Source organism: Terriglobia bacterium (genome assembly GCA_036496425.1).
GTDB lineage: Bacteria > Acidobacteriota > Terriglobia > 20CM-2-55-15 > 20CM-2-55-15 > 20CM-2-55-15.
In genome coordinates, this window is record DASXLG010000287.1 from 1 (window position 1) to 8,590 (window position 8,590).

Sequence of the window (8,590 nt, forward strand, 5' to 3'; positions counted from 1 at the left end):
CCGAACGCGAAGTCGAAGTCCGCTTCCACCGCCGCGCACACCTTCCCATCATCTTGTCTTCCGGCCTCATCGACCAGCCGGTTGCCGTTCCATGGTGGAATGGACTGCAGTTGCGTCTAACCACCTACAACGGACCTTCCCAGCCCTGATTCTTAGGCGAATGGTGTGCCGTGGAAATTCAGGCTAGTGCCCGGTTTCTTGCAAGAGGTAAGAAAGCGCCTTGCACCGGTAAGTGATAGATTTTTCCAACCACCGTCACTCTCTGATTCGGAACACATTCAACGCGGCGATCGGATCGAGCGAAAAGACGGACTTATCACTGCCCCACCATATCTAGCCGACCCTGATTTACGAACCGTCGCCATTGAACTAGCCGAACTCGCGATTGAAAACGGAATCGATGTAAATATCGTATGTGAAACTGAGGGACGTACATTTCTGCACATGTGCGTGTTGTTGCACGACCCGGCGATAGCCGGGGAAACTGTGGGCTGGCTCCTTGCACACGGCGCCGACCCGAACAAGGTACGAGATGATGGGGAAAGCCCTCTCACCTTAGCTATGAAGATGGGAAGGACAGAGATTGTTGATTTAATGCGGGGAAATTCACGCTGAGATTCAAATAGGACACTGCAATAGGAGCCTCTCACCTGATCGCCACGGATCGAGAACAGGTAGATATGCGGGTCGCCGGAGTCGGTGCGCCAGCCCCCGCGATAATCGTCGGCGCTCTGCGCCGGCATGGACGTGACGAGAAGCATCGATAGGGCCAGGAACATTTTCACCGGAAAACTCCCTGAGATTTCCGGCGAGTATACAACACCAATCGAGGCTCAATTCTCTGTCGGCTTTTCGACCTGATCGATCACGACGACTTCGACCGGCAGGGATTTCTCCAGTTGCAGCCGGAGCCCGAGTTGCTCTTCGAGCGCGGCCGACCAGAGTCCGGCCATATGCTGAGGAAATCCTCCCCCACCTCCGCGTCCATCCGCCGCCGGAGGACCAGCCGCGCCCGGGGGCAGCTGCCCGGGAGGCAGCGGCCTGGGAGCAACGATTTCGTACTCATAGATACCGCTCAAGCCGGTTTTGTCGACGACGGGCGCGCGAACGGCGACGAGACTGCGCGCCAGTTTATCCAGCGTCGATTTGCCTCTGAGCACGATCCGACCTTTGTCGTCGAAAATCTGCGCCGGCACTTCCTCGGGCCCCGATGCCGCCTTCAGCTTTGGACCATTCTTGCCTACTACCAGAGAAAAACCGGGAGCTTCTCCCATTTGACGATGCACTTTGAGCTTGAATCGATCCGCCAGCATCGTCTGGAACATTTGCTTCAACTGATCGAGAGTCGCGGTCGCGGGATTATCTGCTTCCGCTTCGATCTGAAACACCCTTGCATCCATGAACGTGATGACATTATCCCCCGACCGCACTCGATTTCGCGGCTGAATCCAATCCGGGCCGCCAGTAACGCTACGGGGATTGCCATACGCAAACGAAACCAGTGCCGACACGTTTGCACCGCGCGCAACGCATCTTCCCTGCGGAACGTTGAGGTCGGTGTCGAAGCCGACCAGCAACGCGGTTATCATCCGATGAACCGCATCCGCCCCGCGGCAGCCGATTCCGATCGGTCCGGGATAGGGCGTGCCAGGCTCAACCAGCTTGATCGATACCACCGCAAACTCCGCGCGCGGCGTCGGAAGAGGCGGAGCGACTTGCGGTTCGGCGGCGCGCTCCAGCAGCGCGACATGTGCCAGGACGTTGCGGCTCCATGAGATTTCGTCAATCACAGGCAGAGAAGGCATCGCAGAGTTCGTCGCCACCTGTTCGCCCGGCAGCAATTTCTTCGACAGCGTCCCCTGCTGCACCTGAACTTCGCCCTGAATGACCGCGACGCGCGAGCCTTCCTCTTCGGCGTTCACCAGAAAGACGGTGCCGACCACGGACACCGTCAGGTCCTTCGTCCGGACATAAAGATGGCCCGCACGCTGTTTGGCCGCATTCACAATCACGCCGCCTTTATTCAACTGAATCCGGACGCCGTCATCCGAAGGTTCCAACGCCAGTTCCGTTTGCGCGCGCATTTCCACGCGCGAGCCGTCCGTCAGGACCAGTACGGCGCCGGCCTGCGAGCGCAGATTCTCTCCGGCCTTGATCGCGTCTTTGATTCGAAGGGAACGCACCATATTGCCGGAAGTTAAAGAAAGCCCGTCGTCTGCCGCTTCCACGGTCGCTTCCACCCTGCTCGCGTTAGACGGCATATGCAGGAATACGGCGGACAGCGCGAGAACCACACTCAAAACCGCGGCGATGGCAATCAGAAGCCTGCGGCTGCCGGTGTCTTGATATGGCGTCGCATCCCGCGACTCGAATGCCGGCATCTCCGGAACAAAAGACGCATCCGATTTGAACTGTTCGAGGACCTGGGCGCGGAATGATTCCATTGCTTCCTCCGGGGGATTGCCAAAATCTTTCAGAAAGCGATCCAGCAATTCTTTAGCTTTGGGTTTTCGGCTGGTCATTGCTTGTTCTCCAGGGACAGGCGGACGAGTTTCTTCAGCCGCGCCCGCGATCGAAACAGGCTGATGGCCACCGCACCGCGCGTCGTGCCTACTGTCTTTGCGATATCGGAAAGGTTGAAGTTATGGACATATCGCAGGATGAGAATCTGAGCCGAGCGCGGGTGCAACTCCGCTATCGCTGCGTATAACTGACGATGGAGATCTTCAATGACGGCATCTTCGGAAACAGCCGCCGCGGCGCGAAGCCTTTCGACATCATTCGTGACCACCGGCTGACGGCGGCGCGCTCGTAAGACACTCAGCGCCGCATTGAATGCCGCGCGATACAGATACGCCCTTGGATTCTTCTTCAGGTCGGGCGGAAATGCGCGCCGGAGCAGCCGCAGGAAAATCGTCTGAACGACATCCTCGGCGTCCTCGACGCTGCCGGTGACGCTGTACGCCGTCCGATAGACCAGGGCATAGTGCGCGCGAAATAATGTGTCGAATTCCGGATCCAGCCGCTTTTGAATGATCTTGAGCTCCGTTGCCGCCGACATCTTCTCCACGGTAAGTAAAACTCCGGACCCGCAAGGTCGTTAGCATGTTTCGCAAAAACAATGGAGTCGGAATGTAAGAAGTTTAAGGCAGGTGGCGCGGCTGGAATGGAGCTCAAAGGCCGTCGTCGTATGGGTATTATATAAACAATACGTGGGTTGGAACGGGTGCAGGCTGGAGGCAGGCCAGCAGGCGGTGAAACAAATGTTCGCCTGCCTCGCGGCGCGCGGATAGACGCCCGGCCTGGTAGGCTCGCGAAGCAAGGCCGCGCTGAACGGACTGGCAGATGGCCGTGTCTTCACCCTGGATCGCCTCGCTCGCGGCGATCCGTATCCGGTTGCGCTCCGCCGCACCCTCCGAAACATCCGCGAAATAGAAATCGAAAACGACTTCGGTTTCGTCCGGCCCGATCGGAATAACAAGGTTCGTGTCCATCGCCTCCGGGTGCTGGTTGATCATGAAATTCGGATATATCCAGTAATATAAGGCCTCGCCCCCTCCTTCAAGAGGACTCCACTGCAAACACCATCGATTTCCCAGTTCGATGCGGTACTCCGCATAGTCCAGAACGCGATCGAGTCCCTTGTGAAGAAGCGGCACATGGTAACCACCGTCCAGGTAATTGTCGACGAACACCTTCCAATTGCAATTCAGCCGATAGCGCTGCCGTTCAAGCCAGTGGAGATGCTCCAACTTCAGACCGGCCGGCGGATCGCCGACCCGCGGCATGCCCGTTGCGAGATTCGCCCACACCCAGTTATTGCACGCCATGGCTTCCATCGGCACGAGTCCCATGCAATCGCGGTCGAAATCGGCAACAACTCCCATATCGGGCGCCGACTTCAGCTGTCCGTCCAACCCATACGTCCAGCCGTGATAAGGGCAACGAAGCTGGGACGCCCGGCCGGCCGGCCGGCCCGGGTCGTAGCTTTTAATAATGTCGTCGAGGGACATCCGTACCTGATTTTTCCCTGTCCAGGCTCGATACGACAATCGAAATTTCGCGGTTCAGTGCAAAAAACAATTGCAGTCCGCCTATGGTTGTAGTTAACTAGTGTCTAACATAGGTGTATAAATGGCGCGACCGAAATTGACCAGGCTTGAACTGCAGATCATGGAGGCTCTCTGGACTCGCGGCGCTTGTTCCGTACGGGAAATTCAAGACGCGTTTCCCGAGCAGAAGCGTCCTGCCTATACGACCGTCCAGACCATCGTCTATCGCCTCGAAGAGAAAAAAGCCGTCCGCATCGTCAAGAAAATCGGAAATGCCAATATTTTCGAGGCGGTGATTTCCCGCAGCGTCGCTGAAAACAGATTGATCGAGGACCTGCTGGGGTTGTTTGGCGGCCGGGTGAAGCCCGTCATAGCGCGGCTGATCGAGTCCGGCAAACTCACGATGGACGATGTCAAAGAGGCCGAACAAACGCTCCGCAAGCTTGCGAAAGAGGGTGAGCTGAGCGAACGCAAGCCCGATAGGGCGCAGCCATCAAAAGGAAAGGACAAACCCCAATGATCCCCTCCTATCTATCGCCGCTGGCAAACCACTTGTGGCAATCGAGCCTCTTCGCCGGAGTCGCGGGACTGCTGACGCTCGCCTTGCGAAAGAACCGCGCGTCCGTGCGGTACTGGCTCTGGCTGGCCGCGTCGGTGAAGTTTCTCATTCCTTTTTCGTTGTTGGTGAGTATCGGCGGTCAATTTGACTGGCGTACCGCTCCAAGCGTTACACGAACTCCGTTACCGGTCGCGATGGACCAAATCGTTCAGCCCTTTGCCGTCACGGTTTCAGGGCCGCTGTTGGCGGCTGTACCCGAAACACGCAGCGCCATTCCAATCGTTTTCCTTGGTGTGTGGCTTTGTGGTTTTGCAGTCAGCGTTTTTTGTTGGGTACGCGCATGGCGACATATTCGAGCAGCGGTGCGGACCGCGTCGCCTTTGCATGTGGCGGTGCGCCGTGACAGCGCCTCCATTCCAGTAATGTGCTCTCGGGCACTGCTTGAGCCCTGCGTATTTGGTTTGGTTCGGCCCATCTTGCTGCTGCCCCATGGCATTGAAGACCGGCTGACGCCACAACAACTGGAGACTATTCTCGCGCACGAATTCTGTCACATTCGGCGCCGTGACAATCTAACGGCCGCAATTCACATGGTGGCGGAGACAGTCTTCTGGTTTTACCCACTGGTGCCGTGGATCGGAAAACGCCTCATTGAGGAACGGGAACACGCCTGCGACGAAGAAGTACTGAGAATCACCCAAGATCCGGAATCGTATGCGCAAGGAATTCTGAACGTCTGCAAGCTCTATCTGGAGTCGTCCGGCACATGCGCGGCAGGCGTCACCGGCTCAGATCTTAAAAGGCGCGTCGAAGCAATCATGCACGATCGGATTGCCGTAAAGTTGAATGGCGGCAAAAAGGCGCTGCTTGTTGGCGCAGGCATAGCGTCTGTATTCCTGCCGCTGGGAATCGGATTGCTGAAGGCTTCATCGAGCGCCGCCCAGTCTCAAAGTGCGCCGCATCTGCAATTCGAAGTGGCCTCGGTCAAACGTAACACCTCCGTAAGCCAGTCGATGAGATTTCCGGTTCCTGCAAACGGTCTGTTCGCAGTCGAGAATATCCCGCTGAAGGTATTGATTTCATACGCGTTTGGCGTGCAAGGGGCTGACGTAGCTGGAGCTCCGGCGTGGGTCGGTTCGGAGAAGTACGACGTAACAGCAAAAGCTGCGCAGCCCGATGTCAGGCGCAACGACTATTCGCTCATGGTACAGGCCCTATTGGTCGACCGGTTCCGGCTCTCTGCGCACTCGGAAGAGCGGGATCGCAGTGGGTACACGTTGATTGTCGACAAGACCGGACCGAAGCTTGTCGCGGCGAGCGCGCCCTGTGCTGAACCTGGCGATCGGCGCGATCCAGGCGCAGTTACCTGCGGGACGTTCTTTACCGGGCCTGCTTCATTAGACGCCCGCAAGATGTCCACACCGCAGTTTGCAGCTACTCTGTCCATGGTCCTGAATGCTCCTGTAATTGATAAGACTGGGACGACTGGCGTTTATGACATCCATCTCGAATTCAACCCCGAAGGCACGGATCTTAGTGGTCGAGGCGCACACGGTCTTGACACCACACCAGCTGCGGACAACCCGGATACAGGCAAGCCCTCTATATTCGCCGCACTCCAACAACAGCTTGGGTTGCGCCTGGAACCGGCGAAGGTACCGACTAATATTCTGATCATCGATCACATTGAAAGGCCATCTGAGAACTGAAGGTATAGACAGCTTCCCGGGAGTTCAACCTCGCTTTTTGAGTTAACGTGCCGGACGATATCCTCGTCTATACGGCCATGAAAATCCTTTCTTTTTTCGCGATGGGTTCCTTCAGACGGCGATGCCACGAGCAGAGGGGGTACAGGAAGCTGGCCCTGGCGTTTGCGGGAGTCGCCGTCATCGCATTGCCGCTCGGATTTCGCGTGTGGAAAGCGCCGGCGGTACAGGCCCAATCTCTAAGCGCGCCGCACCTGCAATTCGAGGCCGCGTCCATCAAGCCCAGTAGCGCGGGTCTGAGTGGAATCACATTTGCCGTACAACCAGGCGGGCGTCTGGATGTGGAGAATAACCCAATATCGAACGTGATCAAGAATGCTTATGGTTCAATCCGGCCATTTGTTCTGCAGGGCGGACCCGATTGGGTCGATTCCGATCGATACGACATCGAGGCGAAGGCCGAAGGCAACCCGGCAGAGCCGGAGATGATGGTCATGCTTCAGGCGCTCCTCGCCGATCGCTTTAAATTGAAAGTCCATCGCGAGACCCGAGAGCTTCCGGTCTATGCATTGACGGTAGCGAAAGGCGGCCCGAAACTGACGAAACACATAGAAGGCAGTTGCGTGATCGTCGATCCCAACAGCCCGCCGCCTCCGGGCGCGCCGGGTGAAAAGCCTCGCGATCATTGCGGCAATAATCTCATTGCGCGCGGGCGGTGGGACGCCTCAAAGGTGGATATGCCAAGCGTTGCAGGCGCTCTTTCGGTGCTCGTCCGCCGCAAGGTTATCGATAAGACCGGCTTGACTGGATTTTTCGACATTCACATCGACATTCCGTCCGACCCGTTAGCCGGCAACGATCCCGGTGCGCCTTCGATCTTCACCGTTCTGCAAGACGAACTGGGCCTGAAGCTCGATTCCGATAAAGGGCCGGTAGCAGTTCTGGTGATCGACCACATTGAAAGGCCATCTCAGAACTGAAGGCGTGTCACCATCCACTCCCGAATTTCCGGGAGTTCACGTTGATCATCGATGTCGTGGCCCTTCGTGTATTCGCGGTAGTCGATCTTGAAACCAGCGTCGATAAGCGTCTGAATTTGGGCGCGTGTCTTTCGAACGTTGACCATTTCGTCCTGCGCTCCGTGGGTGACAAGCCAGTTTCCGGCATTTACGGCGGGATTCATGTCGCGTAGAAGTGCGGCCGGATCGAGGATAAAGCCGCTGATTCCGATGTAGCCCGCCAGACGGTAGGAAATACCGGGCTCCAAACTCAAGCACCATAAGACAGCCTTGCGAAAAACCGAGCAAGAACGTTTGTTCGGGCGCGTAACCAGCTCGCGCTGTTGCTGTGAAAACATTTGTGAGCAGGTTTCGTGATCGAACAACGTCGCTCAACGGATCTGCATTCCAGTTAAACCAGCGAAACCCGTCGTAGTAAGGATCCGGTCCGTCCATTATGTAAACGCTATAAGAAAGGACGCCACCCGCGGCAAGCGCAACTTTCACATGTTCGGCTAAAAGTGAAGGAATGCGAGGTAGGTCCCTCTGGGGGCTTTGCCCCCAGACCCCCAAGGTTTGACGCGTTCGTGCCGGTCCGGAAGTTATGGAAGGGGAAAACGGAGTCCATTAGCAGACTCCGCTTCCGTCCCGGCCCCTGGGTCGGCGCTCGGGTTGCTCCTCAGCAGAGCCTTATCCTCCGCCCAGGCCGAAAAGATTGTAGCGAAGGAACGAACACGAAAACGAAGGAGAAGGGGTCAGACGCCCCACTTCTGGGCGATTGTCCGAACAACAATGCGGACAAGCGTTCAACGGATCAGCGTTGAACCCAGAAGGGAGCGTCCAATGAAGTGCGACAAGTATATGGGTATGGATGTCCATCAGGCAATGACGGTAATCACGGTTCTGGATGCCGATGGCAAGGTGATTTTGGAAACGATGGTCGCGACCGAAGCGGCGCCGATCATCCGGCTGGTGCAAAGCCTGAGCGGGCCACTGCATGTGACCTTCGAAGAGACGACACAAGCGTCATGGCTCCACGATGTGATCCGGCATTTCGTGACCGAAGTCGTGGTGTGCGATCCGCGGCGGAATAAGCTACTGGCGGAAGGATCGAAGACCGACAAGGCGGATGCCCGGAAACTGGCCGATCTTCTGCGGACCGGGATGTTGCGTTCGGTGCATCACGGAAATGAGGCGACGCGGCAATTGAAGGAGTTGGTCCGAGCCTATGAAACGCTGTCGGGGGACACCCGGCGGACGATGACTCGGATCAAG

8 protein-coding genes are annotated in these 8,590 nt (G+C 57.2%); 4 read left to right on the forward strand and 4 right to left on the reverse strand.

The genetic code is table 11. From position 1 onward, the window contains the following. Positions 1–833: 833 nt before the first annotated feature. The 3 genes from VGK48_20720 to VGK48_20730 form a co-directional block, all read right to left on the reverse strand. A complete protein-coding gene (locus VGK48_20720) occupies positions 834–2,522 on the reverse strand; it encodes a TIGR03435 family protein (GenBank protein HEY2383606.1) in 1,689 nt (562 codons plus the stop codon). Further along, positions 2,519–3,061: a sigma-70 family RNA polymerase sigma factor gene (locus VGK48_20725; protein ID HEY2383607.1), complete on the reverse strand. Its 543-nt coding sequence runs from the start codon at positions 3,059–3,061 to the stop codon at positions 2,519–2,521. The genes VGK48_20720 and VGK48_20725 overlap by 4 nt, the downstream gene beginning before the upstream one ends. Positions 3,062–3,197: 136 nt before the next feature. Continuing rightward, complete coding sequence (locus VGK48_20730) at positions 3,198–4,013, reverse strand: SRPBCC family protein (protein HEY2383608.1); 816 nt, start codon at positions 4,011–4,013, stop codon at positions 3,198–3,200. 121 nt (positions 4,014–4,134) lie between these two features. Here VGK48_20730 and VGK48_20735 point away from each other — a divergent pair, with 121 nt between their 5' ends. From VGK48_20735 to VGK48_20745, 3 genes are read left to right on the forward strand one after another with little or no spacing between them, the layout of a single operon-like run. Further along, positions 4,135–4,572 carry a BlaI/MecI/CopY family transcriptional regulator gene (locus VGK48_20735; protein HEY2383609.1) on the forward strand — a complete coding sequence of 146 codons (438 nt, stop codon included), beginning with the start codon at positions 4,135–4,137 and terminating at the stop codon, positions 4,570–4,572. Further along, a complete protein-coding gene (locus VGK48_20740) occupies positions 4,569–6,320 on the forward strand; it encodes a M56 family metallopeptidase (GenBank protein HEY2383610.1) in 1,752 nt (583 codons plus the stop codon). Before VGK48_20735 ends, VGK48_20740 begins: the two co-directional genes overlap by 4 nt. Before the next feature lie 47 nt (positions 6,321–6,367). Continuing rightward, positions 6,368–7,297, forward strand: a complete 930-nt coding sequence (locus tag VGK48_20745; protein HEY2383611.1) for a TIGR03435 family protein — start codon at positions 6,368–6,370, stop codon at positions 7,295–7,297. Here the strand turns inward: VGK48_20745 and VGK48_20750 are convergent. After that, the gene (locus VGK48_20750) at positions 7,288–7,584 is read right to left on the reverse strand and encodes a hypothetical protein (protein HEY2383612.1); all 297 of its coding nucleotides are present in this window, start codon (positions 7,582–7,584) and stop codon (positions 7,288–7,290) included. The genes VGK48_20745 and VGK48_20750 overlap by 10 nt on opposite strands. 574 nt (positions 7,585–8,158) lie before the next feature. Here VGK48_20750 and VGK48_20755 point away from each other — a divergent pair. Then, positions 8,159–8,590, forward strand: a 432-nt coding sequence (locus VGK48_20755) for a transposase (protein ID HEY2383613.1), incomplete at its 3' end; no start/stop codon positions are given.